The sequence below is a fragment of the Devosia sp. 2618 genome (assembly GCF_040546815.1).
Taxonomy (GTDB): Bacteria; Pseudomonadota; Alphaproteobacteria; order Rhizobiales; family Devosiaceae; genus Devosia.
In genome coordinates, this window is record NZ_JBEPOO010000001.1 from 967,501 (window position 1) to 989,961 (window position 22,461).

General features: G+C 59.9%; 24 protein-coding genes. 11 read left to right on the forward strand and 13 right to left on the reverse strand.

The features are described 5' to 3' along the window. Window position 1: 1 nt before the first annotated feature. From ABIE28_RS04795 to ABIE28_RS04815, 5 genes are all read left to right on the forward strand, one after another. On the forward strand, window positions 2–325 hold the full coding sequence (locus ABIE28_RS04795; RefSeq protein WP_354060630.1) for a DUF2849 domain-containing protein: 324 nt from the start codon (window positions 2–4) through the stop codon (window positions 323–325). Beyond that, entirely contained in the window at window positions 312–1,970 is a 1,659-nt protein-coding gene (locus ABIE28_RS04800) for a nitrite/sulfite reductase (RefSeq protein ID WP_354060632.1), read from the forward strand. The genes ABIE28_RS04795 and ABIE28_RS04800 overlap by 14 nt, the downstream gene beginning before the upstream one ends. 155 nt (window positions 1,971–2,125) lie before the next feature. Continuing rightward, window positions 2,126–3,400 (forward strand): phosphoadenylyl-sulfate reductase, encoded by a 1,275-nt coding sequence (locus ABIE28_RS04805; RefSeq protein ID WP_354060634.1) that lies wholly within the window; start codon window positions 2,126–2,128, stop codon window positions 3,398–3,400. Window positions 3,401–3,564: 164 nt separating this feature from the next. After that, entirely contained in the window at window positions 3,565–4,590 is a 1,026-nt protein-coding gene (locus ABIE28_RS04810; RefSeq protein WP_354060636.1) for an NAD(P)/FAD-dependent oxidoreductase, read from the forward strand. Window positions 4,591–4,754: 164 nt separating this feature from the next. Beyond that, entirely contained in the window at window positions 4,755–5,075 is a 321-nt protein-coding gene (locus ABIE28_RS04815) for a 2Fe-2S iron-sulfur cluster-binding protein (RefSeq protein WP_354060638.1), read from the forward strand. Window positions 5,076–5,144: 69 nt separating this feature from the next. Here ABIE28_RS04815 and ABIE28_RS04820 read toward each other — a convergent pair whose 3' ends face one another. Further along, window positions 5,145–5,720, reverse strand: coding sequence for an NADPH-dependent FMN reductase (locus ABIE28_RS04820; RefSeq protein WP_354060640.1), 576 nt, complete (start codon window positions 5,718–5,720; stop codon window positions 5,145–5,147). Window positions 5,721–5,816: 96 nt separating this feature from the next. Here ABIE28_RS04820 and ABIE28_RS04825 point away from each other — a divergent pair, with 96 nt between their 5' ends. Continuing rightward, complete coding sequence (locus tag ABIE28_RS04825) at window positions 5,817–6,242, forward strand: winged helix-turn-helix transcriptional regulator (protein WP_354060641.1); 426 nt, start codon at window positions 5,817–5,819, stop codon at window positions 6,240–6,242. Window positions 6,243–6,245: 3 nt separating this feature from the next. Here ABIE28_RS04825 and ABIE28_RS04830 read toward each other — a convergent pair whose 3' ends face one another. The 5 genes from ABIE28_RS04830 to ABIE28_RS04850 form a co-directional block, all read right to left on the reverse strand. Next, window positions 6,246–6,575 (reverse strand): hypothetical protein, encoded by a 330-nt coding sequence (locus ABIE28_RS04830; protein ID WP_354060643.1) that lies wholly within the window; start codon window positions 6,573–6,575, stop codon window positions 6,246–6,248. Between the two features lie 55 nt (window positions 6,576–6,630). Further along, window positions 6,631–7,644, reverse strand: coding sequence for a YcjF family protein (locus ABIE28_RS04835; RefSeq protein WP_354060645.1), 1,014 nt, complete (start codon window positions 7,642–7,644; stop codon window positions 6,631–6,633). Further along, the gene (locus ABIE28_RS04840) at window positions 7,641–9,092 is read right to left on the reverse strand and encodes a YcjX family GTP-binding protein (protein ID WP_354060647.1); all 1,452 of its coding nucleotides are present in this window, start codon (window positions 9,090–9,092) and stop codon (window positions 7,641–7,643) included. The genes ABIE28_RS04835 and ABIE28_RS04840 overlap by 4 nt, the downstream gene beginning before the upstream one ends. 230 nt (window positions 9,093–9,322) lie before the next feature. Further along, window positions 9,323–10,246 (reverse strand): homoserine O-succinyltransferase, encoded by a 924-nt coding sequence (locus ABIE28_RS04845; RefSeq protein WP_354060649.1) that lies wholly within the window; start codon window positions 10,244–10,246, stop codon window positions 9,323–9,325. A gap of 68 nt (window positions 10,247–10,314) precedes the next feature. Next, window positions 10,315–11,181, reverse strand: a complete 867-nt coding sequence (locus tag ABIE28_RS04850) for an ATPase (RefSeq protein WP_354060651.1) — start codon at window positions 11,179–11,181, stop codon at window positions 10,315–10,317. 254 nt (window positions 11,182–11,435) lie between these two features. Here ABIE28_RS04850 and ABIE28_RS04855 point away from each other — a divergent pair, with 254 nt between their 5' ends. The 3 genes from ABIE28_RS04855 to ABIE28_RS04865 all read left to right on the forward strand — a co-directional run bounded on the left by ABIE28_RS04855 (window position 11,436) and on the right by ABIE28_RS04865 (window position 16,318). Next, entirely contained in the window at window positions 11,436–12,812 is a 1,377-nt protein-coding gene (locus ABIE28_RS04855) for a flagellar hook protein FlgE (protein WP_354060653.1), read from the forward strand. A gap of 63 nt (window positions 12,813–12,875) precedes the next feature. Beyond that, window positions 12,876–14,693 carry a flagellar hook-associated protein FlgK gene (gene flgK, locus ABIE28_RS04860; protein ID WP_354060654.1) on the forward strand — a complete coding sequence of 606 codons (1,818 nt, stop codon included), beginning with the start codon at window positions 12,876–12,878 and terminating at the stop codon, window positions 14,691–14,693. 14 nt (window positions 14,694–14,707) lie between these two features. Continuing rightward, window positions 14,708–16,318 carry a flagellin gene (locus ABIE28_RS04865; RefSeq protein WP_354060656.1) on the forward strand — a complete coding sequence of 537 codons (1,611 nt, stop codon included), beginning with the start codon at window positions 14,708–14,710 and terminating at the stop codon, window positions 16,316–16,318. Window positions 16,319–16,383: 65 nt separating this feature from the next. Here ABIE28_RS04865 and flaF read toward each other — a convergent pair whose 3' ends face one another. From flaF to ABIE28_RS04900, 7 genes are all read right to left on the reverse strand, one after another. Beyond that, window positions 16,384–16,749 (reverse strand): flagellar biosynthesis regulator FlaF, encoded by a 366-nt coding sequence (gene flaF, locus ABIE28_RS04870; RefSeq protein WP_354060657.1) that lies wholly within the window; start codon window positions 16,747–16,749, stop codon window positions 16,384–16,386. Then, window positions 16,721–17,125, reverse strand: coding sequence for a flagellar biosynthesis repressor FlbT (gene flbT, locus ABIE28_RS04875; RefSeq protein ID WP_354060658.1), 405 nt, complete (start codon window positions 17,123–17,125; stop codon window positions 16,721–16,723). Before flbT ends, flaF begins: the two co-directional genes overlap by 29 nt. Before the next feature lie 136 nt (window positions 17,126–17,261). Continuing rightward, window positions 17,262–18,464, reverse strand: a complete 1,203-nt coding sequence (locus ABIE28_RS04880; RefSeq protein ID WP_354060660.1) for a flagellin N-terminal helical domain-containing protein — start codon at window positions 18,462–18,464, stop codon at window positions 17,262–17,264. A 216-nt stretch (window positions 18,465–18,680) separates the two neighbouring features. After that, window positions 18,681–19,007, reverse strand: coding sequence for a hypothetical protein (locus tag ABIE28_RS04885; RefSeq protein WP_354060662.1), 327 nt, complete (start codon window positions 19,005–19,007; stop codon window positions 18,681–18,683). 99 nt (window positions 19,008–19,106) lie between these two features. Beyond that, window positions 19,107–19,574 carry a hypothetical protein gene (locus ABIE28_RS04890; protein WP_354060664.1) on the reverse strand — a complete coding sequence of 156 codons (468 nt, stop codon included), beginning with the start codon at window positions 19,572–19,574 and terminating at the stop codon, window positions 19,107–19,109. After that, entirely contained in the window at window positions 19,571–19,888 is a 318-nt protein-coding gene (locus tag ABIE28_RS04895; RefSeq protein ID WP_354060666.1) for a rod-binding protein, read from the reverse strand. Before ABIE28_RS04895 ends, ABIE28_RS04890 begins: the two co-directional genes overlap by 4 nt. Beyond that, complete coding sequence (locus ABIE28_RS04900) at window positions 19,888–20,955, reverse strand: flagellar basal body P-ring protein FlgI (RefSeq protein WP_354066401.1); 1,068 nt, start codon at window positions 20,953–20,955, stop codon at window positions 19,888–19,890. The genes ABIE28_RS04895 and ABIE28_RS04900 overlap by 1 nt, the downstream gene beginning before the upstream one ends. Window positions 20,956–21,260: 305 nt before the next feature. Here ABIE28_RS04900 and ABIE28_RS04905 point away from each other — a divergent pair, with 305 nt between their 5' ends. Together ABIE28_RS04905 and dksA are read left to right on the forward strand one after the other, a co-directional pair. Beyond that, complete coding sequence (locus ABIE28_RS04905) at window positions 21,261–21,680, forward strand: flagellar assembly protein FliX (RefSeq protein ID WP_354060668.1); 420 nt, start codon at window positions 21,261–21,263, stop codon at window positions 21,678–21,680. A 148-nt stretch (window positions 21,681–21,828) separates the two neighbouring features. Continuing rightward, entirely contained in the window at window positions 21,829–22,248 is a 420-nt protein-coding gene (gene dksA, locus ABIE28_RS04910) for an RNA polymerase-binding protein DksA (protein ID WP_354060670.1), read from the forward strand. The last annotated feature ends 213 nt before the right edge of the window (window positions 22,249–22,461 follow it).

The following is a 22,461-nucleotide window of genomic DNA, read 5'->3' on the forward strand; positions in this document are numbered from 1 at the left end:
CATGGAAATTCTGACTGGCAATGAGCTGATATCGGGTGGGACGGTCTATCTCGACACCCACAATAACTGGGTCGAGGACCTGCAGACCGCGCGCCTCTTCGGCAGGGAAGAAGCGGCCGAGCGGGACGCTGCGCTTGCCGCCACCAAGGGCACCGGCCGCATTATCAGCCTTGAGATCGAAGATGTGACGCAGGCCGATGGGGTCATCACCCCCAAGCGGCTGCGCGAGCGTATTCGGGCAGCGGGTCCAACTGCGCCACTGACATTGAACGGCGAGATTTACGACCGCCAGCACCTGGGTGAGGACGGTCATGTATCGATATGACGAATTCGACGCGGCTTTCGTAGCGGGCCGCACCGCGCAGTTTTCCGACCAGGTGAAGCGCCGCCTGTCGGGCGAGTTGAGCGAGGACCAGTTCCGTCCGCTCCGCCTGATGAACGGGCTCTATCTACAGCTCCACGCCTATATGCTGCGCGTCGCCGTGCCCTATGGCACGCTGTCGAGCAAGCAGATGCGCATGTTTGCCCATATCGCGCGCACCTATGATCGCGGCTATGGCCACTTCACGACGCGTCAGAACATCCAGTTCAACTGGCCCAAGCTCAAGGACATTCCGGTGATCCTTGAGGAACTGGCCTCGGTCGAAATGCACGCCATCCAGACCTCGGGCAATTGCATCCGCAATGTCACGGCCGACCATTTCGCTGGCGCTGCCGCCGACGAGATCATCGATCCGCGCCCGATTGCCGAGATCCTGCGCCAGTGGTCGAGCCTCCACCCCGAGTTCAGCTATCTACCGCGCAAGTTCAAGATCGCCGTCACTGGCGCGCCGAACGACCGCGCTGCCATCCGCTTCCACGATATTGGCCTGCAGGCCGCCACCAATGCGGCGGGTGAAATCGGCTGGGAAGTCTGGGTGGGTGGTGGCCTTGGCCGCACGCCGATGATCGGCAAGCTGATCAACAGCTTCGTGCCCAACGAGCATCTGCTGGCCTATCTCGAGTCGATCATGCGCGTTTACAACCGCTATGGCCGCCGGGACAACAAGTACAAGGCGCGCATCAAGATCCTAGTACACGAAGAAGGCCTTGAGACCATCAAGGGGCAGGTCGAAAACGAGTTCGCCCAGGTGCGTGGCGGCGTGCTGACGCTGCCGGCCGAGGAAGTCGACCGCATCACCGCCTATTTCGCGCCACCTCAGTTCAAGGCGCAGGCAGCGACTAAGATTGACGTGGCTTACGAGTCGATCATCGATCCGGCCTATGGCCGCTGGCTCGACCACAATATCAATTCGCATCGCGAACCGGGCTATGCCTCAATCACCATCTCGCTCAAGCCGGTTGGCGGCGCTCCGGGCGATGCGACAGACAAGCAGATGGACGACATTGCCGATATCGCCGAGCGCTACGGCTTTGACGAACTCCGCGTCACGCATGAGCAGAACCTCGTGCTGCCCCATGTCGCCATTTCCGATCTCCGCGCGGTCTATGATGCGCTGGTCGCCACCGGTTTCGCCGATGGCAATACGGGCCTGATCACCGACATGATCTGCTGCCCGGGCCTTGATTTCTGCGCCCTGGCCAATGCCCGCTCTATCCCGATTGCGCAGGAAATTTCGAAGAAGTTTGCCGAGCCGACCCGTCAGGCCGAAATTGGCGATCTCAAGATCAAAATTTCGGGCTGCATCAATGCCTGTGGCCACCACCATGTCGGCCACATCGGCATTCTGGGCGTCGAGAAAAAGGGCGGCGAGCTCTACCAGATCACGCTGGGCGGCGACGCCACCGAAGCCGCGTCGGTCGGCAAGATCATCGGACCCGGCTTTGAAGCCGAAAATGTGCCCGGCGCCATCGAGACGCTGGTCGATACCTATATCGCCCGCCGCGAAAGCGCGGACGAAACCTTCATCCAAGCCTACCGCCGCCTCGGCGAAGCCCCCTTCAAGGAGGCCCTCTATGGTGCAGCTTGATCTTTTTCCTCTTCCCATCGGGGAGAGGGTGGATCGGCCGCTGGCCGAGACGGGTGAGGGGGATACCCTCAGCGTACGCCTGACAGCTTCCCCTCATCCGGCGCTTCGCGCCACCTTCTCCCCAATGGGGAGAAGAATAGAAGCCGAGGTCCACCATGGCCGTGCCTAAACTCGCCCATACCCCCGCTGCCCACGACAAACTCCGCGCCCTCGGTATCCTCGCCCTCAACGGCATGTTCGACGAAATGGACGCTGTCGGCGTCCTCCGCCAGGCGGCCAGCGATGTCCTCGCCGGTGACCTCGCCATCGTGTCGTCCTTCGGTGCGGACTCGGCCGTGCTGTTGCATCTCGTCGCGCAGGTCGATCCAAGCCTGCCGGTCTATTTCCTTGAAACCGGCAAGCACTTCACCGAGACGCTGGACTATGTTGAGACACTCAAAAAGCACCTCGGCCTGATCAATATCCACGCCATCCATCCCAACTCGGAAGACGTGAAGCGTTTCGATCCCGAAGGCACCCTGTGGGAGACCGATCCCGACAGCTGCTGCCACATTCGCAAGACCGAGCCGCTGGAGCCGATCACCGAGCAATATGGTGGCTGGGTGACCGGCCGGAAGCGCTTTCAGACCAAGGAACGCGGCGTGCTGCCGCATTTCGAGCTGACCAGCGATGATCGCATCAAGGTCAACCCATTGGCCTACTTTACCGATGCCGACGTCAACCAATACAAGATCGACCACGGCTTGCCCGAGCACCCGCTGTTCGCTAAGGGCTACAAGTCGATTGGCTGCGCGCCTTGCACTTCGGTGGTTGCCGAGGGTGAAGATCCGCGCGCCGGACGGTGGCGCGGCCTCAACAAGAAAGAGTGCGGCATCCATTTCGATTTCAACGGAGCGATTGCCTCGCCGATGACTGCCGCCACCAAACATACGCTCTGGAAAGACGGCGCCTTCATCGCTGACCCGTTCCATGAATGGACCGAAGACAGCGATCCGACGACGGCCAGCTACAAGCATGTGCCGCTGCCGGTGTTTCTGGCCAATCGCGAAGCCTTCCTCGCCAACCCGCATCCGCTTGGTCTGCTGATCGTGCCGGGCGACCGTGTCGAGGATGTCGAGTTCGATCTGGGACGCTTCGCTTCGGTGGCGATCAAGTTCCCTGCATTCAGCGATGGGCGCGGTTATTCAACCGCACGTCTGGTCGCTCAACGTTACCAGTACGTTAACGAGATCAGGGCCATTGGTGACGTATTGCAGGACCAGATTCCGCTGATGCGTCGTTGCGGTTTCAATGCCTTTGTCGTGACGCATGAGCCCACGCGCGAAGCGCTGATCGAGAACCGTCTGCCAGAGGTGGCGCTGTTTTATCAGCCGGTCGGGACCACAGAAATCCCCGTCGGCACACGCCCCTTCCTTCGACGCGTTCACTGATGTAAGTGGACTGCGTTTATCAGGATATTTTGGTATCCTTCAATCACTGCGTCATTCCCGCGAAGGCGGGAATCCACTCTTGTCAGTGAAGAATGGATCTCCGCCTGTGCGGGGATGACGTCGAGCAAAATTATGGCCGAGCGAGCCTTTGAAAGAGTCTGAAAATGAGCACTGAAATCACCACCGATGTCGTCGTCATCGGCGCGGGCCCTTGCGGTCTGTTCGCCGCATTCGAACTCGGGTTGCTCGATCTCAAATGCCATTTCATCGACATTCTGGATCGCCCCGGCGGGCAGTGCGCCGAGCTTTATCCCGAAAAGCCGATCTACGATATTCCCGGCTTTCCCGTGGTGACCGGCCAGCAGCTGACCGACAATCTGATGGCCCAGATCGCGCCGTTTGCGCCTGAGTTCCACTTCAATCGCATGGTCAACTCCATCGAGAAACAGGAAGACGGCTCGTTCAAGTTATCCACGGACGCCGACGAAGTATTCCACACCAAGGTCGTGGTGATCGCAGCCGGTGGCGGCTCGTTCCAGCCCAAGCGTCCACCGGTTGATGGCATCGAGGAATTCGAGAACAAGTCGGTGTTCTATTCGGTCCGCAAGATGGACGATTTCCGCGGCCAGGACCTGGTCATCGTGGGCGGTGGGGACTCCGCACTCGACTGGACGCTCAACCTTGAGCCTATCGTCAATTCGCTGACGCTGGTGCACCGTCGTCCGGTGTTCAAGGCAGCGCCCGCGTCGGTCAACAAGATGCACGAGCTGGTTGCCGAGGGGAAGATCAACTTCATCACCGGCCAGATCGCCAAGCTCGACGGCGAAAACGGCCAGATCAACCACGTGCACCTGACCACAGATGCCGGCGATCTCTCCGTTCCTGCAACGCGTCTGCTGCCGTTCTTCGGCCTGACCATGAAGCTTGGTCCGGTTGCCGATTGGGGCCTTGAGCTCAACGACAACACCATCAAGGTCGATACCGAAAAGTTCGAAACCTCGGTGCCCGGCATCTTCGCCATCGGCGATATCAACTGGTATCCCGGCAAGCTCAAGCTGATCCTCAGCGGTTTCCACGAAGCTGCCCTGATGGCCCAGGCCGCCAAGGCTATCGTCTCGCCCGGCGAGCGGGTCGTCTTCCAATACACCACCAGCTCCACCAAGCTGCAAAAGAAGCTCGGCGTCGCCTAAGGCCAAAGTAGGCCTCATCCTGAGCCTGTCGAAGGACGAGGCCGTGGCACCCAAGCCGCCACGCGCTCGACCTCGTGGTTCGGCAGGCGAACCGTGAGATCTTTTTGAGCTTGCGGGGGAGACCGCTAGGGCGTTAAGGACGCCTCAAAGTTGAGGAAATGCCCATGATTATCCACGTCACCGATCAGGCAGGTGCGAACCACGAGCTCGAAGGGCTCGAAGGCTGGCGCGTGATGGAAGTCATTCGGGACTGGGGCCTCAACATCAAGGCCGAATGCGGTGGCGCGCTAAGCTGCGCTACCTGCCACGTCTATGTCGACAAGGACTGGATGGACGTTGTTGGTGCGCCCAGCGACGAGGAAGAGGACATGCTCGACAGCGTCGGCGACGTCCGGTCCAACTCCCGCCTTAGCTGCCAGATCCTGTGCAGCGACGCGCTGGATGGTCTCAAGGTCACGCTGGCCGCAACCGCCGCCAAGGACTAATCCCCCACCGCTCACGACACATATCCCGTTGCCCCCGGATCACGTCCGAGGGCAACATTTGGCCAAAACTTACTCAGCCGCTTCGGCGAGTTCCCGGCGCTGGCCGTGGTGGTCGATCCACTCGACATACTTGTCGACGAAATTCTCCAGGAAACCGCGCGATTGGTCGTCGGTGACCTGGAAATTGTCGTCAATCAGGCCGGGCTTGAACTGGAAGTAAACTTCCGGCTGGCCCATCACGACAAAGCCATAGAGCGGTAGCGTCATGCGCAGGGCGTTCTGGCCGGCGGCGGTGCCGATCGCACCCGGGCTGGCGCCGGCGATGGCCAAAGGCTTGCCAGTCCACGAGTTTTTGCCATAGGGGCGCGATGCCCAGTCGAGCGCATTCTTGACGACGGCAGGGTAGGAGCGATTGATTTCGGGCATGACGATCAGCACGGCATCGGCCGCTTCGACCTTGTGCTTGAGGCCGGTCACCGAGGCGGGCGGATTTTCCCAGAGGTCGTTATTGTAGTGCGGCAGGCTGCCGATATCGAGGTAGTCAAACTGCAGCCGACCCTCGGCAAGCTTTTCAATCGCCTTGGCCAGCGACTTGTTGATGGATTTTTCGGTGAGGCTGCCGAGGAGGACGGCGACGTTTTTCATTTCAGAGACCTATGGTATCCGTTGGTAACTGACGCTATATGAGTGACTGGCTATAGTGCTGCAAGACAGCACTTTTTCGATACGCAAGGCACCAAAATGAAACCTGCAGAAACCGAAGTCCAAAACGACTGCCGCCCGGTCGGAGAGATCCTGCATCAGATCGGTGGCAAGTGGACGGTGCTGATCATCAATCTGCTCAGTGCCGGCCCAATGCGGTTCTCCGAGATCAAGCGCGAGATCGGCGGCATCAGCCAGAAAGTGCTGACTGCAACGCTACGCGAACTCGAAATGGACGGTTTCGTCACCCGCACTGTCACGCCCTCCATCCCGCCGCGGGTGGATTACGAACTGACCGAACTCGGGCATGATCTGCAGGGACCGCTCAAGGTTTTGGGCAAGTGGGCGGTGGACAATCGGCCGCGCATTTTGCAGGCGCGTGGCCGCTATTTCGCCGAGAACCCGCATGCCATGCCGCAGCGCAAGGGCCGCGTGGCGCATGACATGATGCAGGCCGCCGAATAGCCGTTAGAGCGTGTTCAGATCAATCGGCGGGAAGCGCAGAGAGTTGGCGTCGCATTCGTGCCATTTCATTTCCGCGCCCGCGTCGTCCTTGTGGCCAAAGCACCAGTCGCGCTCGTTGAGCGCGGCACCATAGACCGAGCGGGCAGCGCAGGCGGCCCAGGTCTTGACGTCATCGCCGCTGGCGCCACGGCAGGTGCCGTTGGTGTCTTCCCAGAGCTGGATCAGTTCGGGCGTGGTTTCCGAGGCGTATTCAAACTGCTTTTCTGCCTGGGCAAAAGCCGGTGTGCTCAACAGACCAATGCACAGCGCCAGAACGGGGATCGAATACCGCACGATTTTCCTCCGAGATGATCCAGCAAAGTTCAGCGAGAATTGCGGCAAGACCGGGTCAGGTCTTGCCGGTGTCGGCGGCCAGTTTGGTCAGCTCGGGGATGAAGTCGCGCACCATCGGCTGCTTCTGCGTTTCAAAGGGCAGGGGCCGCACGACGCGCATTGCAGCGATGCCGACACGGACGGTCATCAAGCCGTTGACGACGCCTTCGCCCAGCCTTGCGGAGAGTTTTGCGGCCAATCCTTGGCCCACGAGCTGTTCAACAATGCCATCGGTGAGCACCAGGCCGCCTGTGACGGCGAGATGGGCCAATACAGCGCCGGTAAGCCTGAAGAAGCCCAAAAGGCCTGGGCGGGCTCCGTAGAGGGCTGCAATGGCGCCGGCGAGGCGGATGCTCTCATAGATAACGAAGGCGATGTCGACCAGTGCGCGCGGCGACACAGCGGTCACCAGCGCGACGCGGCGGGCGGAGGCGGCGGTTAGTGCCTTGGCGCGGGCATCGAGCGGCGCCATCAGGCTGCGTTCGGCCAGCGCAACCATTTCGTGGCCATCAAACAGATGCGGCAGGTTATCGGCCACGGTCTGGCGCGAGCGGGCTAGGTCCGGTCGGTCGGCGTAGATTCCTTCAAGGCTCTGCACGACATGTTTGGCAGCGTGCGAGTCGTTTTCAGCGGTGGCGCGTGCAGCGTCTCGCTTCAGCGCGTCGAGGACGCGCAGACGGCGCAGGGCGAACATTTCGCGCGCGGCGAGTGCGACGACGGCGATGATGAAGAGGCCCAGCACGCCCAGTCCGACCCAGCCCAACCATTCATTGGCGGCGAACAGATCGCGGACCAGTCGGTCGGCGGCGAGACCGAGACCGGCTGAAACCAGAATGCCGCCAGCCGTCCAGGCGAGCCGTCCGACCCAACCCATGCGGCGGGGTGGCGGCGCGATGAGCGTTTCATCGGTTGTTGGATCGAATTCGGTTTCGACGATGTCGACACTGGTGGGAACAAAGGCGCGTGGGGCTCGGTATAGCTCTGTATCGGTGTTGACGGTTGCGGTCGGGCGGGCAATGGGGCGTTTCATTTCAGCCAATCTCCAACCAGAAAATCGAGCGCCCGGTCGAAACGGATATGGGGCAGCACGACGTCGCCATTAGCGTTGCGGTCGAGTTTTTGCGGCGGGGTGAAGCGCAGGAAGTTGAGCGCTACGGGCGTACCGTCCTCGAACAATGAATCGGGCCGCTCTGGTAAGTCACCGGGAAACAAAGCGATTTCGGTTTTGCCGTCATAGCTGGTGCCGTCGAGCGTCTCTCCTTTCATCGGCGTACCGATGATGGTGGGCAGGGTTTCGCCGCCAGCATTGATGGTGCCCTCACGCGTGGCGCGGATACCCGCCAGTGCGATGGACCGCGTCTCGGCGCCGGCGAAGCGCGCCCGCTTGCTGGCATTGGACACCAGCCGGTTGAGGATGGCTTCCAGCCGGTCGTGACTGGTGTGATGCACATGGTCGGCTTTGGTCGCGGCGAACAGGATGCGGTCGATCTTGCGCACGAAGGGGCGAAGCAGCGGATTGGTTTCGCCCTGCCGGAAACAGCCCATGACAGCGGTGAGCGCCGTTTCGAGATCGGCCACCGCGGCGGGACCGGCATTGAGTGCGCGCAGGGTATCGACCAGCACGATCTGCCGATCCAGCCGCGCGAAATGATCGCGGAAGAAGGGGCGGACGATGCGGTCCTTATAGGCCTCGTAGCGGTGCTCCAGCATGGCGTAGAGGCTGTTGCTGCGAATAGCCTGCCTCTGTGGTGGCAAGGGTGCAAAGGTCAGGGCAGGTGAGCCTTCCAGGTCGCCGGGCAAGAGAAAACGGCCCGGTGGCAGGGTGGAGAGCGCTCCATGCTCGCGACTGCGGCGGAGGTAGTCGGTGAAGGCCGCGGCAAGTCGCTCGGCGTCCACGTCATTGGCATCTTTGAGCGGATCGATCTCATGCAGCAGATCGAGAAATGGTCCGGCTTCCTTGCCGGAGCCGGGGCGGTCGGCGCGGTCGAGCGCCTCTGCACTCCACTCGGCAAAGCTCAGGCCGAGCAGGGGCAAGTCGAGCAGCCATTCGCCGGGGTAGTCGACGATATCGAGATTGAGTGTCGTGGGGCCCCGCATGCCTGAGAACCAGCTCTTGGACTGATACTTCAGCACCAGCCGCAACTGCGAAATCCGGCGCGTGCTTTCGGGCCAATGCGGCGCCTTGCCGGTCAGCGCTTCGAGATGCTGCTCATAGGCAAAGCGCGGAATGGTGGCGTCGGGATATTCGGCCAGCTTGGCGCCGATGAAGCGCCCTTCGGCCAGCGGCGCAAAGCCGGGCATGCGGCCGCCGGTCAGCAGGTTATGCACCAGTGCGGTGATGAAAATGGTCTTGCCGGCGCGGCTGAGGCCGGTGACGCCGAGGCGCAGGGTGGGTGTGAAAGCGCCTGTCGCGCTATCGGCCAGGTTGGAAAGGGCAATGCCCAGCTCGTCGACGATCGTGGTAGGAGGCTGGGGCACGTGCGGGTCTCTCTATCTGCCCGCAAGATAGGGATTTGTCCCGCGCGTTCAATGCTTTTGAGAGGGCGTCGAATGTGGATGGCAGTTTCGGAGTGCCCGACCTCGTGGTTCGACAGGCTCACCATGAGGTCTAATGAGGCGGCGGTGGTTCGAGAGACCTCATCCTGAGCTTGTCGAAGGACGAGGTCGAGCAGGCAGATGGCTCCGCCTACCCAAGCCTCCAAGGCGGACTAGCGGGCCTTAGCTCCGCCAATCTCTGCCATGTCGTATGGCGTCGTCTGGTAGATTTCGTTGATCCAGTTCTGGAACAACAGATGCGCGTGGCTGCGCCAGCGGTTTTCCGGTGTCTTTGTCGTATCGCCATTGGGGAACAGATTTGCCGGTGGGGGCGTGTTCAGCCCGGCGCTGACGTCGCGCTCATATTCGTCGGCCAGCGAGCGGTTGTCATATTCTAGGTGATTGAGAAAATGCACCGCGCGGTGCTTCTCGTCTCCGAGCATCGAAATGCCGACATCCTTGTTGTCGATCATCACTTCAAGGTCCGGGCCAAGCGTTTTCCGATCAATGTCGTTGTAACGCGACACCGGGATCATCGGGCTGTCCGAAAAGCCGCGCAGGAAGGGCGAGCGCGGTGCTGTCACTTCATGACGGAAGACGCCGAAGGCCTTCTTGTCCATGCGGTAGCGCTTGGCGCCGTGGAAGTGGTGCAGGGCCGCCTGCGCACCCCAGCAGATGAACATGGTGTGGTGCACATTGGTCTGCGTCCAATCCATAATTTCGAGCATTTCGGGCCAATAACGGACCTCCTCGAACGGAATGTTGGCAATCGGCGCGCCAGTCACGATGAAGCCGTCGAACTTCTTCTCGCGGACCTCTTCCCAGGTCTTGTAGAAGGTCTTGAGGTAGTCTTCCGAGGTGTGCTTGGACTGATGGTCGGTGATGCGGACGAGCGTCAGCTCCACCTGTAGCGGCGTCGAGCCGATCAGGCGGGTGAACTGGGTTTCGGTTCGCTCCTTGTTTGGCATCAGATTGAGCAGACCGATGTCGAGCGGGCGGATGTCCTGGCGGGCAGCGCGCGTCGAGTCCATCACGTAGACGCCCTCGTCTTCGAGGGTCTTGCGGGCAGGCAGGTCGTCGGGAATTCGAATAGGCATATCAGCCTCTTGAACGAGTGGGGTCGAAAAGCGATTCAGGCGGTGCGCGTCTCCAATGGGAGAACGCGCTATCGCATTCGCTTCTCGATCGACGCGGCCATCAGATCGACGAACTCGTCCCCGTCACGCACCATGGCGAGGTCCGAGGCCTCAACGGCATAGCCAAAATTGTCAGCAAGCGCCTGATAGCGCGGCAAGCGATCGTGCAGCAGCGCCTCAAAACCCCAGGCGCCGAAACCGGCTGGATCGACCTGTTCGTCCTTGGCGATGCCGTTGATCTGCTTGTACTCGGCCCATTTTTCGACGAGAAATTCCGGCCGATAATACATCGGCTTAGGGCTTTTCTTAAAGCGCCGTACCAGCTCGGAGGCATCTTTTTCAGTGCCGCGGATGTAGAGCAGGGTGGTCGACGCTGCGAGCGTCTTGATCACCGGATCTTCGGGATCGGTCGGGTCGATCACCTCGATCAGCGAACCGCCGGTATCGGCGATGAAGTCGTCATAGTCATAGAGCACCTTGGCGCGCTCGATGAAATGCGGCACGTCCTGCAGCGCAGCGATCTCGGAAATGCGGTGCTGTTCCTGACGGCGCTGGTATTCCTCCAGCTTGAGCCCGCCCTGTTCGGGATTGCCGGGCGTGCCGAGATAGGTCGACAGCGGATCGAGATTGTCGAAGGTCAGATTCGACGAAATGTAGATGGAATCCGAGCGCAGCAGTTCGGCAAGGAACGGCACCTTCATGGCTTCGCGCTTGAAATTGTCGACGATGTACTCGCCCATGTAGCGCGTGCCGATGCGATAGTCGGCCGAGTAGTGGAACCACTTGCTGGCGCGCAGCATGTTGGACAGCCGGGTTTTGCCGACGCCTGCCATGCCAAAAACGGTCACGGCGCGGCGCGAGGACTTCACAAACTCATCGGCATTCTTGAACAGCATTGTCGACCAGATACGGTTTTCACCGCCCCACGCACCGCAACATACCCCGTTGCGTTTAATGCAAGCTGCGAGGCTTCACAAGCATCCGGCAATTTCTGCCGCAGCCCCGGACTCTATTGCCGGGATGTCGCCACATTTCGGCGGCGCTGCGGCGAAAACACCAACGAATTCAACGTTTCGCGTAGTTGGCATCATGCTTGCATCTGTTCACCGGAATGCGTCGCTGGGCGCAAATGGGGTTTACGGAGTATCAGATGGGCATTTATGGCGCTCTTTCCACTGCGGTGACTGGCCTGCGGGCGCAGTCGCATGCACTGGAAAACATTTCGGGCAATATCGCGAACTCGCAGACCACTGGTTACAAGCGTATCGAAACCAGCTTCGTCGATCTGATCCCAGATGCTCCGCTCAAGGGTCAGGTTCCCGGTGCTGTGCTGGCGCAGTCGCGCGGCACCAACAATCTGCAGGGCGACATTCAGACGTCCGGCACTGAGACCTTTATCGCGCTGAACTCGTCCGGGTTCTTCGTGGTCGAGCCCAAGGTTGGCCAGTCGGACGGCAATGCCGTTTTCGCCGGTTCCAATTTCTATACCCGCCGTGGCGATTTCGAAATCGACAAGGACGGCATGCTGGTCAACGGCGCCGGCTTCTATCTCAAGGGCCTGCCGATCGATCCTGCGACCGGCAACGTTTCCGGCTCGGTGCCGGAAGTGCTCAAGCTCACCAATTCTTACCTCGCTGCAAAGCAGACGCAGGTCATCAACTACCAGGCCAACCTGCCGCAATTGCCGAAGACCGCAGCATATGATTCCACTGTTGATAACAGCGAGATCATGAAGGCTGGCGACTTTGCAGGCGGCACCACCGGATCTGCCCTTGCTGTCATTCAGGGGGGCGACAAAGAGCTCTTCGAGAAGAACTCGATCTATGGTGGCGCCATCACGGTCTACGCGGCCAATGGCGCCCCGGCGAACGTTCAGATGCGTTGGGCCAAGGTGGACAATAGCGCAAGTGGTGGCGCCGATACTTGGCACCTCTACTACAACTCCAACAGCACTGCGACCGGGACCCAGCCCGCTTGGACGCGCGTGCCCGAGGAGTACACGTTCGACAGCCAGGGCTCCATGGATCCCCCCGTCGCACAGGCAACGATCTCGAACCTGACAGTCAATGGCGTCAATGTCGGCAATATTACCATCCGCCACAACACGAATGGCATGAAGCAGTTCGCCGACGTGAACGGCACGGCATCGGTGACGACTCTGAACCAGAACGGTTATGGCGCTGGCGAATTCCAGTCGGTGGCGATCAGCGATACCGGTCGCGTTGTGGCGACCTATTCTAACGGCGAGCGCATCGACATGGCGCAGGTGGTGACGGCCCAGTTCAATGGCGTCAACTCGCTCAAGCGCCATGATGGTGGCGTGTTCACTGCGACCACCGAGTCCGGTGAGCCGATCATGGATCTGACAGGCTCAGGCATTTTGGGCGGGGCTCTCGAAGCATCCAACACCGACATTTCCGACGAGTTCACCAAGCTGATCATCACTCAGCAGGCCTATTCGGCCGGCACGCGCATCGTGTCGACTGCTGACGAGATGATGCAGGAAGCACTCAACATGGTCCGCTAAGGCGGGCCAAAAAGTCTTCGGTCGGGGTTCGCCCCGGCCGGTTCCGGGTAAGGAGTAATTGCGATGGGTCTGATCTCCTCGATGAACAATGCCGTAGCCGGCTTGCGCATCAACCAGGATTCGATCGACGTCCTCAGCCGCAACGTCGCCAATGCGGGGACGCCGGGCTATCATCGGCAGTCCATCAATGTTGTCGATTATAACTCGCAGAACAGCTCTTATGCGCGTACCGAAAGCGTCAATCGCGCGTTCAATGCGAGCCTCCAGACCTATTACAACCGGCAGGTGTCGGATACCGCCAAGTCTGGCGCCAAGGCGGACTATCTCAACCAGCTGCAGACCTATCTGGGCAAGCCGGGTTCGGCTGGTTCGCTCGATACGCTGTTCGGTTCGCTGAAGAATTCGCTGCAGTCGTTGGCCACCAGTCCAGATGACTACACGACCCGTGCAGCAGTTATCGCGCAGGCGGATGCGATGGCGCAGCGCCTCAATCAGCTTTCGAATGTCACGCAGGGCCTGCGTCAGGAAACTGAAGCGCAGATCGCCAATGGCGTGAACAATCTCAACGGCATGCTGAGCTCCCTGCAGGAGGTCAATTCGCGCATGCTCGATCTGGGCATGTCCGATACGGCACGCGCGTCTCTGCAGGATCAGCGCGACCGACTGGTTTCGGGCATTGCCGAAATGGTCGACGTCAACGCCACCTATCGCCCAGATGGCACTGTTTCGCTGATGACGCGTTCGGGCGTCGGGCTGCTTGATGTTGGCGTCAGCACGTTCAAGTTCACCACTGCCGGCGCGCTCGGGCCAGCATCGCAGGCATCTTCGGACAGCGCGCTCAACAAGGTTGGCACGCTCACGCTGACCACGCCGTCTGGCCTGATCATCGACCTGTCCCAGCGCGGCGTGTTGCAGGGCGGCGAGATCGCTGGCCTGTTGGAGCTGCGTGACAAGACGCTGGTCGAGTTCCAGAACCAGCTTGACGATATTGCTGCGGGCCTTGCTGCAATCTTTTCGTCCGACACCCGGCAGGGCCAGGCCGCCGGTGCCCCGAGTACTGCTGGCCTCAAGGTTGACCTCACCGGTATTCAGGCTGGCAACGAAGTTCTGCTGTCCTACAAGAATGGCGGCGTCGATCAGCGCGTGCGTCTGGTCAACAGCGCCAATGGTGAGGACTATACCGACGCTAGCGGTCAAAAGGTCATTGCTGTCGATTTCAACGATCCAGCAAGCGTCGCGGCGCTCTCTACTAAGCTGCCGGGCCTCACCTTCGGCTATGCTGGCGGTGAACTGACCGTTCTAGGTGGTGGTGCGGTCGATGTGACCGGGCTCACCGGCAAGGTCACCGCGACGGGTGCACAGCCCGGCAGCGCGGGCCTTAATCTTTTTGTCGATCAGAGCAATTCGGCGTTCACCAACAATGTCGATACCGACCCGTCCCAGAAGGTAGGCTTTGCCTCCCGCATCAAGATCAACCCGGCGATTGTGGCCGACAACAGCCTGCTCGTGCAGGCCAGCGTCGGTGGCACACTGGGCGACGCGGCGCGGGCCAATTATTTCCTTGAACAGCTCAACTCGATGTCTTTCGTGTCTGGCGGTCAGGCTAGCGCGAACAAGGACTTTCCGCTGAACGGCACACTGGGCGATATCATCGGTCAGGTGCTCAACTATCAGGGCAGCAGCATCAATACGGCGCTGTCGCAGAGCTCGGATCGCCAGCTGACGCTCGACACCATCGTGACGCAGATGAAGTCCGAATACGGCGTCAACGTCAACGAAGAGATGGCGCGGCTGCTTGAACTACAGAACGCCTATGCCGCCAATGCGCGCGTTGTATCCATCGTCAAGGAACTGCTCGATACGCTGTTCCGGGCGACGTGAGGGAGTAGCCTAGCATGATCGTCAACAAGCAGATGTTCCCGGCCCAGTCCGGCTACAGCGTCATCTCCCAGATGCAGGACAAGTTCTCGACCCTGCAGATGCAGCTCGGGACCGGCCAGAAGGCGTCTACGCTCTCTGAGATGTCCAAGGACCTGCCGGTGTCGCTATCGGTGCGGGCGCGGCTCAATACGATTGCCGGCTATTCGTCTAACATCGACACTGTCAATCTGCGCCTGACCTTCCTCAATAACGCCATGACCCGCTTCGACAAGATGGAAGCGGAGGCGCGCACCGCGTCCATGCCCGGCCAATACGGTACGGGCGGTATCAATATGGCGACGATGCCGAACCTGGCGGCCGCGCGCTTTGACGAGATCGTCACGATCCTCAATCAGGACGTGGCTGGCCGCTACATCTTTGGTGGCAAGGTCACCGACAAGCCACCGCTGGCCAACACCACCGCTTTGCTCGAAGGGCAGGGCGGTAAGGCGGGCTACAAGGCTATTGCCGGCGATCGCGCCATCGCCGATGGCGTTGGCGGCCTTGGTCGTCTGGAGACTGATGCGTCGACGGCGGGCAAGGTGGTGCTGCGCGAAGATGGCGCGACGCCGTTTGGGTTCAAGGTTTCGACAGTGTCGAGCAGCGGTGGACCGTCCATTACGGTCGACCAGCCGACAGGCGGTGCCATCGATCAGGTTGCCGTCAACTTCAACGGTGCCGTGATCCCCGGGCAGACGGTGACAATCGGGCTGACATTGCCAGATGGCACCGAGACACAGCTCAAGCTGACTGCCACGGCAGATAATCCCCCTGGGGCCGGGCAGTTCACAATTGGCGCGAATGAAAACGCGACAGCTCTGAACTTCCGGACATCGCTGGAAAAGGGACTGACCGAGCTCAGCTATAGCGAACTCAAGGCGGCATCAGGCTTTGCCGCAGCTACAGATTTCTTCTCCGAAAGCGGCATTCCGCAGGTTCCTGTCGGCGGTCCTCCCCCAACAGGCCTAGCCGACGCTGATCCCGCCAAGGTTGTATTTTGGTACAAGGGCGGCACCGATGCCGATCCGCGTGGCAGCGTCACTGCGGCGGTCGAGGACGGCTCGCCCGTTCGCTATGGTATTCAGGCGAATGAAAGCGGTTTTCTAGCCCTGCTGCGGTCGCAGGCGGCCCTTGCAAACGCCAACTTTCCGTCCGAGGACAATGTTCGCGCCGAGGCTGGAAACGTGGCCGCCCGCCAGGCCGCAATGGCACAGCCAGAAGGCGCTGCTCGCGACAGTGCCTTGGCGGCCTATGAAGCCAAGATCCAGACTGAATACCGCCGCTCGCTCGGCTATTTCGACGGCATGGCTTCGCGCCAGCAGTCGGCGCTCTCGGAAGGGCATAATACCGAAAAGGGCTCCATCGAAATCATCACGATGGAGCTCGGGATTGTGGCTGGTCGGGTGCAGAGCGCTACGACGCGCCATACCGACTACAAGGGCCAGCTGGAAAACCTCTTGAGCGATGTCGAGACGATCAGCAAGGAAGACGTGGCCATGCAGATGATGGATCTGCAGACGCGTCTCCAGGCCAGCTACCAGACCACGTCGATGCTGAGCAAACTCAACCTTGTAAACTACCTCTAGCGTCCAAGAGGCCCCGACAAAAAAGGCCCCGCTCAATGGCGGGGCTTTTTGTTTGTCTCATTGGCTCAGGCTGGAACGGCGCGGAGCCCGGCGGCGAGCTGGCGGTTGATTTGCACCAGAGCGTCAATCTTTTTCGCTTCAGGCTCGAAGGTCAGCTCGCGCGTGCGGCTCATGACGAAGATGCCGATATTGGCAATGTTCTGGCGGACTTGAGCGGGGAGGGGATTGTCTTCGCGCGTCGCGGACGTAATGAAGATCGTCCAGAGCTTGCGGTTGTAAGTCAGAGCAGCGTCGAGTTGACCTTCAGGCCATTCGTCTTTCACGCGCTGCAACATGCCCGCAGACTTGATCAGTAGAGCAGCTTCGCGTTCGCGGGGCGATTCAACGGCTTTAGCGACCTGATTATAGGCCTGTGCTCCGTGATTGTGCATTGGAAAGGATTTCCTGTTCGTACTGAATGAGCTGCTTTGCAACCCTCAAAGCTTTGTACAAGGACCCGGTTAATATCTCATTGTTGATCTGGTCGACAATTTGCGTAGTTGAGGGCGCAGCCTGCACCAGGTCATTGACCAGGGTGAAGTAGGTCTCGCGCGTCCCTTCGATATCATCCTCGATATACATCATTTGCACTGCCAGATAAACGCGCTCAGCCGACGTGTTGGCCGTTTCGGGGGTCAGGATGTCTTTTTCGCGCAAGACTGGCGCATTGCCCTCGACGAACAGCCGGGTTCGCTGGTCGGAATTGGTAATAATGCAATTGCCAATCAGCAGTTTTTCGCCTGGCTTGAGTTCGACTTTGAGGGCCATCGGCGTATCTCCTGTGCGATGATGCCACCGCGAATCCTGAATTGAGTTTAGCGCTATTTGCGGCGCTTTTCAGCGTCATCGGCACAAACAAAAAGGCGGGCCGGAGCCCGCCTTTTCAGTTGATGTACAGCGCCGATTAACGGAGCAGCTGCAGCACGTTCTGGTCGGCCTGGGAAGCCATCGACAGCGATGTGGTCGACAGCGACTGACGAGTCTGAAGGGCCAGCAGGTTTGCGGCTTCTTCGTTGGTGTCAGCCAGGGTCAGGTTGGCAGCGCCGGTTTCAAGAACGTTGATCATGTTCTTGGTGAAGTCCTGACGGGTCTGCACAACCGACAGATTCGAACCGAACTTGGAGGACTCAGTGCGGAGTGTTTCGATACCAGCCTTGAGCTTTGCGAGGGTCGCGTTGATGCCAGCATTGGTATCGAACGCAGTGGAAGCTTCTGCTGTCAGGCCCAGACCAGCGGAATTGATATTCTTACCCGTGACGTCGAGCTTGGACGAGCCATCTTCATTGAAGATAACTTGAAGATTATCACCCGTCAGAAGGTTGACACCATTGAACCCGGAGTCCTTGGCCAACTGATCGATCTGGGTCAGCAGATCGTTGTACTGGGTAACCAATTCGGCGCGCTTAGGGTTCGGCCCGCTGACCTCTGCAGTGGGAGGGACGGCCGCAACGGGAGCAGTACCAGTGTTCGTGCCAGCCGCGTGGCCGATAGTGGCCAGGGTGCCAGCTGTCGTGTCCACCAGAGTAATGTTGCCATTGGGGTTGCCGGTTCCAGTGATCGACGAAGTCAGCGTGATCCCGGTGCCGTTGTTAGAGGCAGTAACGCCGTGGGTGCCGGATGCCGCGTTGATCTTGCCGATAATGCTGGTTATGTCGTCTGACGCTGCGGTGGTGATCGTTGTGCCATTGATGGAAAACGAACCGGTGGCAAGTGTACCCAGTGCTCCGCCCGCAACTGGAGCATGCGCAACAGCAGGTTGGGCAGCGGTACCAGCGGAGGCAGGAGTGGTCACAACCTTTTCCGCAGTCTGCAGGGCTTGGCGAGCTGTCGACTGAGCCGATTCAACCAGCTTGGTGATTGCAGAAATGCCCTTGTCAGCAGCGGCGATGGTCTGAACTGCATTGCCGACCGAGTCCATCAGCAGGTTGAGATCGGACGAGCGGCTCTTGAGCGAAGCGGCAGTGAAAAAGTTGGTCGGATTGTCGAGTGCCGAATTGACCTTGTTGCCGGTCGCAAGGCGTTCCTGGGTCTTGCCCATCAGCGAAGCTGTCTGCTGGAGATTGAGCAGGTTGGAACGGACGGACTTCGAGAGAGTGATATCAGCCATTTTCAAGTTCCCTTTCTAGGATACTCGTAGAAATTTTTTGACGCCTCTTCTGAGACCTGCTGATGCTTGCATCCTGCCCGATAAAAAATTCTTAATTTGATTGCTCAATACCGCTGAAAATGCGCGATTTCGTGCCTCGGTTAACAAGCGATGAGCAGCAAAAAGCCCACAGCGTTTGCCGTGGGCCCCAATTGGCGTTCGCTGGCCTTGCTGCGACTAAACCTTGAGATCGCGCAGGCGCAGTTCCGAAGCTTCGGGAATCGAGCTGGTGCCGATCCGGGCATAGAGCTGTTGCAGCGTTTCTGGCCGCGGGGCGAGGGCGCCGGCAAGGACCGCTGCTGCGAACGTCGTGCCGGAACTTGGCGGCTCGAAATCCTGCTTGGCCTGCTCACGCGGCGGACGATCCCGCAATTGCGCTGCTGGCGATTCGACTGGTGGTGGCGGCGCAACGGGTGTCACTTCCAGCGTACGGCTGGGTGGACGAACGGATTCGCTGAGGCTCGTCGAGCTGACCGGGCGGTCAGGTAGAATTGCTGTCAACATAACACTGTCCTTTGACGCCTTTAACGGCAGAAACTAGGACAACGCGCGTTTCAGCCAAATTGATCCAAACAAGCTGATTTGAATCAATTTGTGTGTTGTTTAGAGTGCCCTGTTAATGGCGATGCCGCGCGCGGAATTGGCGTTGTCTGTTGCCATCGTACCGGCTCGGCCATAGGTCTTGGCCTTATTCTGCTGGCCAACGACTTTGGCGACGTCTGTGAGCAGGTCTTCGGTGACGGTGCGGGCTGTTGCCAGCACGCGCAGGTTCTCTGCCATCTGGGTTGCCAAGCGCGCATGGCCAAGCTTGAGGCGTTCGACGGCCTCGGGGGCCTGGGACTTGAGCCGGCTGCCCTGACGCTGCACCGAGCGAGCAAAGGTCACATAGTCCTGTGCGAGGCGGGTCTTGTCGGGCGTCATTGTGCTGGCCTGACGCATGTGGCCGGCGCGCAGGAGCGTGGTTTCCTGGTTCATCACATCGACCAGAGCGGCCAGGGCGATTTCAGCCATCTGGCACAGTTCGTCTGCCGGCAGGCTATCGAGGGCGGCAAGGCGTGAAGCTGCGGTCATTTATAGGCTCCCGGCAAAGTGTTTTGTTTGTTGGCCACTTCCTGCATGGCGAGCAGGTCGGGCAGGAGTTGTTCGGCAATGCCGAGGCCGCCATTTTGGGCCATGGCGGAGGCCATCATTTCCGATTGCATCGAGCGCCAGGTCTCTTCGCCGAACCCGCCGCCCATGGCGCTGTCGTCGGTCTTGAGGCTGGAGAACATTTCCTTGGTGAGGGTGTTGAGGAACACGCCCTCAAATTCCTCGGCCTGTTGGCGCACGCGAGCGATCTGGTGTGGGGTGAGCGTCGAGCCGGCCTGCTTGATTGCGTCGACCATTACAGAACCTCGATTTCGGCTTGCAGGGCGCCCGTGGCCTTGATGGCCTGGAGGATGGCGATCAGGTCGCGCGGCGAGATGCCAAGGGCGTTGAGGCCGTCGACCAGTTGCTGCAGCGTCACCGATTCATTGACCACTGCCAGTGCCGTCTCGGACAGATTGGCATTGAGTTGGGTGTTGTTCTCGACCGCCGTCACGCCCTGACTGAACGGCGCCGGCTGCACGATTTCAGGGTTTTCGGCGATGGTGACGGTGAGGTTCGATTGGGCCACGGCAACGCTCGAGACGCGCACATCCTTGCCCATGACGATAATGCCGGAATTCTCGTCGATGACGATCTTGGCTGTCTGGTCGGTCTGGACCATCAACTGCTCAATGTCGGTCAGCAGGTCGACGATATTGCCGTTAAAGCCCCGAGGCAGGGTGATGCGCACGGTGGCGGGGTCTTCCGGCGTCGCGGTTGGCACGCCGATGAAGTCGTTGACCGCCAGTGCGATGCGGCGCGCTGTGGTCAGGTCTGGATTGCGTAGCGCCAGACGCAATGAGGTCTGCGCACCGAGGCGGAACTCAATTTCGCGTTCGATCAGCGCCCCGGAGGAAATGCGGCCGGTTGTCGGTACGCCGGAAATAATTGTGGCGCTGTCACCCTGCGCCTTGAAACCGTTGATCGACACCGGGCCCTGCGCGATTGCGTAAACTTCGCCGTCGGCGCCGAGCAATGGCGTCACCAGCAAGGTGCCGCCCTGCAGGCTGCCGCTATCGCCCAGCGCGGCAACGGACACATCCATGCGCGAGCCCTGGGTGGCGAATGGTGGCAGGTTTGCCGTGATCATGACTGCCGCGACATTCTTGGTGCGGACGTTCTCGCCGGCGGTGTTGACGCCAAGGCGTTCAAGCATCGATTGCAGCGACTGCTTGGTGAAGGGGGAGTTGTTGAGGCTGTCGCCGGTGCCATTGAGGCCAACCACCAGGCCGTAGCCAACCAGCTGGTTTTCGCGGATGCCTTCGAAATCGACGATGTCCTTGATCCGAGCCGCTGCGGCCTGTGCCTCGATAACGGGCGACATGACGGTAACAAGGGTCAGCGCCCCGGCTATCAGCTTTCGCAGCAGTGATTTGGTCATCGTTCATCCCCGTCGTCGTGCCGCATCATCCCCATGACGCGACGTTCGGCGGTCACATTGCGAAAACCGTGCCACTTTGTGATGGCCTGTCTAACATGCTGATTTCATTGATGATCGTGTGGCATTGAGGTGATTGGAGCCAACCATCCGAGCCTCACTAAGCAATTCTTGCCGGGTTCGTTAATGCGCTGTTAACGGATGTCGGCAGAATTTGCCGGGGACGGCAGCAAACCGATTTGAGTCCCAGCTTGCGCATCGACACAAACAATCGAACATCAGGCGTTGGCCGCAGCAGTGCTGCGCGCCGTACCGGCTTGGGTGTCGATTTCGTGCCGGCCGGGGCAGGGACGCCTGCGCGGGTTGCCGGAAATGCACCAGTTCAGTCCGCTGCCGGCATTGATGCCATCCTTGCCTTGCAGTCCGTTGATGGTCCTTTGACTGCCAAGAAGAAGGCCGTCCGTCGCGGCGCTTCGTTGCTTGATGTGCTTGACGAGATCAAAACAGACCTGCTCGTGGGTAAAGTCAGCCTCGACCGGCTCGACAGTCTAGCAGCCATGTTGGGCGATGTACGGGAGCGTTCCGTGCCCGGTCTTGATTCCCTGCTCGACGATATAGAGCTGCGGGTGCGAGTCGAACTTGCCAAATTCGGGCGCTTTCCGGGCAGCTAAGTCCGGGTCATCAAAATGTTGTCAATCCCGCTTATGCCCCTGCATGCGGGGCCTTTAGCATGTTAATCAGCCTCCAGTATGCGTGCTTGCCGGGGGGTGACTACACGCATATATAGGCGCCAAGGGTGCATTGGAGTTGAGTCTACTGATGTCTTCGATTGCAGAAGTAATTGAATACCGGCCCAGTGACGACGAGCCGTTCATGAACCCGCGCCAGCGGGAGTACTTTCGGGCCAAGCTAAATGCCTGGAAGGAGGACATTCTTCGAGAGAGCCGGGAGACCCTCGAAAACCTTCAGGAAGAAAGCCAGAACCATCCGGACATGGCCGACCGCGCCAGTTCTGAAAGCGATCGTTCGCTTGAACTGCGTACCCGTGACCGGCAGCGCAAGCTGATCTCCAAGATTGATGCTGCGCTGAAGCGCATTGACGACAACACTTATGGATATTGCGAAGAAACCGGCGATCCAATCGGGCTCGCCCGCCTCGACGCCCGCCCCATCGCAACCCTGAGCCTTGAAGCCCAGGAAATGCATGAGCGTCGTGAAAAGGTCTATCGCGACGAGTAAGTCATAGCGTCACACAGATATCAAAGGCCCGCAGCAATGCGGGCCTTTTTGTTTGGCTTGGCGGGTTTAGCTCGCGAGAGAGTCGGTTTACGCAAGCTGTGGGATAACGATCCTAAGCTGTCATCCGCGTTACAATATGTGGCTGCTATTCTCTCCGTGGCCGTTCAAATCCTGCGTTTGTTGCCTTGCTTCGGCCTCAGCTTCGCGGGCATA

Bases quoted from the DNA above. Each gene is read 5' to 3' on its own strand.
- ABIE28_RS04890 (WP_354060664.1), bottom strand. From the start codon at position 19,574: ATGACCGCAGCTTCACGCCTTGCCGCCCTCGATAGCCTGCCGGCAGAC.
- ABIE28_RS04885 (WP_354060662.1), bottom strand. From the start codon at position 19,007: ATGTTGACAGCAATTCTACCTGACCGCCCGGTCAGCTCGACGAGCCTC.
- ABIE28_RS04805 (WP_354060634.1), top strand. From the start codon at position 2,126: ATGGCCGTGCCTAAACTCGCCCATACCCCCGCTGCCCACGACAAACTC.
- ABIE28_RS04835 (WP_354060645.1), bottom strand. From the start codon at position 7,644: ATGAAACGCCCCATTGCCCGCCCGACCGCAACCGTCAACACCGATACA.
- flbT (WP_354060658.1), bottom strand. From the start codon at position 17,125: ATGGCCCTCAAAGTCGAACTCAAGCCAGGCGAAAAACTGCTGATTGGC.
- ABIE28_RS04880 (WP_354060660.1), bottom strand. From the start codon at position 18,464: ATGGCTGATATCACTCTCTCGAAGTCCGTCCGTTCCAACCTGCTCAAT.
- ABIE28_RS04800 (WP_354060632.1), top strand. From the start codon at position 312: ATGTATCGATATGACGAATTCGACGCGGCTTTCGTAGCGGGCCGCACC.
- ABIE28_RS04895 (WP_354060666.1), bottom strand. From the start codon at position 19,888: ATGGTCGACGCAATCAAGCAGGCCGGCTCGACGCTCACCCCACACCAG.
- ABIE28_RS04850 (WP_354060651.1), bottom strand. From the start codon at position 11,181: ATGCTGTTCAAGAATGCCGATGAGTTTGTGAAGTCCTCGCGCCGCGCC.
- ABIE28_RS04810 (WP_354060636.1), top strand. From the start codon at position 3,565: ATGAGCACTGAAATCACCACCGATGTCGTCGTCATCGGCGCGGGCCCT.
- ABIE28_RS04795 (WP_354060630.1), top strand. From the start codon at position 2: ATGGAAATTCTGACTGGCAATGAGCTGATATCGGGTGGGACGGTCTAT.
- ABIE28_RS04825 (WP_354060641.1), top strand. From the start codon at position 5,817: ATGAAACCTGCAGAAACCGAAGTCCAAAACGACTGCCGCCCGGTCGGA.
- ABIE28_RS04815 (WP_354060638.1), top strand. From the start codon at position 4,755: ATGATTATCCACGTCACCGATCAGGCAGGTGCGAACCACGAGCTCGAA.
- ABIE28_RS04865 (WP_354060656.1), top strand. From the start codon at position 14,708: ATGATCGTCAACAAGCAGATGTTCCCGGCCCAGTCCGGCTACAGCGTC.
- ABIE28_RS04820 (WP_354060640.1), bottom strand. From the start codon at position 5,720: ATGAAAAACGTCGCCGTCCTCCTCGGCAGCCTCACCGAAAAATCCATC.
- ABIE28_RS04855 (WP_354060653.1), top strand. From the start codon at position 11,436: ATGGGCATTTATGGCGCTCTTTCCACTGCGGTGACTGGCCTGCGGGCG.
- ABIE28_RS04900 (WP_354066401.1), bottom strand. From the start codon at position 20,955: ATGTCGCCCGTTATCGAGGCACAGGCCGCAGCGGCTCGGATCAAGGAC.
- flaF (WP_354060657.1), bottom strand. From the start codon at position 16,749: ATGCACAATCACGGAGCACAGGCCTATAATCAGGTCGCTAAAGCCGTT.
- flgK (WP_354060654.1), top strand. From the start codon at position 12,876: ATGGGTCTGATCTCCTCGATGAACAATGCCGTAGCCGGCTTGCGCATC.
- dksA (WP_354060670.1), top strand. From the start codon at position 21,829: ATGTCTTCGATTGCAGAAGTAATTGAATACCGGCCCAGTGACGACGAG.
- ABIE28_RS04845 (WP_354060649.1), bottom strand. From the start codon at position 10,246: ATGCCTATTCGAATTCCCGACGACCTGCCTGCCCGCAAGACCCTCGAA.